Here is a 1,815-nt window from a genome sequence, read left to right on the forward strand (position 1 = left end):
TAGACGCGCAAGAGGCGTTCCAAGTGACGCGGGCGAGATGCGGATTCGGCCCGTTCAGAACGATCCTCGACCCGTTCGGGGTTCTCCTGGTCGTGAGCTAGGCGGACTCGTCCTCGAGGTCGGCGCTCTGAGTCGTCCCGACCCACCGCAGGTTGCCGAACCGCTCGAGCATCCGGTCGAGGTCGGGCGCGTTCTTGGTCGAGGCGCGGAACCGCAGACGCGTGACGGCCTGCTCAGAGGCGGACGCATCGAAAGCGTCGCTGGCAAACCCGAACTCCTCCTCGACGACCTCGGCCACGCTGTGGATGTGAGCGCGGGCCTTTGGATCGGAGACGGGCAGCAGCGCGATCCGGTCGACATAGTCGGACTCGACGAGCGCCAGTGTCTGAGCGCGCAACTCATCGAGGCCGATGCCGCGAGAGGCCGAGATAAACACGGCGTGGTCGTGCGCGGCCTCGAGTTGGTCCAACAAGCCCTTGTCCTCTAAGGCATCGACCTTGTTAAACACCATCAGCGTCGGCTTGTCCGTGGCGTCGAGTTCGGCCAGCGTTTCGTTGACAACGGCGATGTGGTCCTCGGCGTTCGGGTGCGTCACGTCCACGACGTGCAGCAGCAGGTCGGCCTCGCGGACCTCGTCCAACGTGCTCTTGAAGCTCTCCACGAGGGAGTGGGGCAGCTTTCGGATGAACCCAACAGTGTCGGCGAGCAGGATGCCTTTGTTTGTATCGAGGTCGACCTGGCGCGTCGTCGCGTCGAGGGTGGCGAACAGACGGTCCTCGGCGAACACGCCGGCGCCAGCCATCGCGTTCATCAGCGTGCTCTTGCCCGCGTTCGTGTAACCAACTAAAGCGACGCGCGTCTGGTCGCCACGTCCCTTGCGCTGCGTCGTCCGCTGGCGGTCGATCTTTTCGAGGTGCTCTTTCAGGACGGAGATCCGGCGGCCGATGAGCCGACGGTCGGTCTCGATCTGGGTCTCACCCGGCCCACGCATTCCGATACCTCCCTTCTGGCGCTCAAGGTGCGTCCAGGCCCGCGTCAGGCGCGAACGGAGGTACGTCAACTGAGCCAACTCGACCTGGGCCTTGGCCTGCGCCGAGCGTGCCCGGCTTGCGAAAATGTCCAGGATCAGACCCGACCGATCGACCAGCTTGACGTTGTTCTTTTCGGCCTCGAGGGCTTTTTCGAGGTTGCGTACCTGGACTGGCGTCAGGTCATCGTCGAACACGACGAGGTCAGCGCACTCCTTCTCGACGCGTTTGCGAAGCTGCTCCACCTTCCCTTTCCCGATGTACGTCGCGGAATGGATGCGGGCCAGGTTCTGCGTCAGGCGAGCCGCCGTGTCGGCACCAGCCGTGTCGGTCAGCAGCTCGAGCTCGTCGAGGCCGTCGTTGAGATCGGCGATGGATGCGTCGGGGGTCTTGACGCCGACCAACACAGCGGTCTCACGTCGTCGGGCGGTCAGTGGGGTCAAAAGCAGAAGCGGGGGCCTGGAGAAACGAGCCGGGGCAGCGATGCGTGCCCGCTGACATGAAGCTAGAGTGCGAACGCGGCCCGCTCTGGCAATTCCCCGTGCTAATCGACGCTCCAATCTGCCCGTCATCCTCCTCGAGGACGTCTACGTCGAGGTCGGCTTCCAGCGCGTTGTGAGGAGCGTTTCAGCGACCAGGCAGGCCAATGCGATCCCGAGCAACCATGTCCACACCGGCGGCCCCGACGAGGACTCTTCGTCGAGCAGGCTCGCAGCGTCGGCGACCAGGCGGACCGGACGTCCCGTCGTGGCCTCGAGGCGCCGGACGGCCTCGTCCGCATCGAGGG

Annotated in this window: 2 protein-coding genes; both read right to left on the reverse strand. The window is 65.0% G+C overall.

Annotated elements, in window-relative coordinates; all coding sequences use genetic code 11:
* Positions 1 to 97: 97 nt before the first annotated feature.
* Positions 98 to 1,471: a GTPase HflX gene (gene hflX / locus WBA11_RS19010; protein WP_424522199.1), complete on the reverse strand. Its 1,374-nt coding sequence runs from the start codon at positions 1,469 to 1,471 to the stop codon at positions 98 to 100.
* Between the two features lie 144 nt (positions 1,472 to 1,615).
* On the reverse strand, positions 1,616 to 1,815 hold a 200-nt coding region (locus WBA11_RS19015; protein ID WP_424522200.1), incomplete at its 5' end, for a hypothetical protein.

It is taken from the genome of Rubrivirga sp., assembly GCF_049648075.1.
Classification (GTDB): Bacteria; Bacteroidota; Rhodothermia; order Rhodothermales; family Rubricoccaceae; genus Rubrivirga.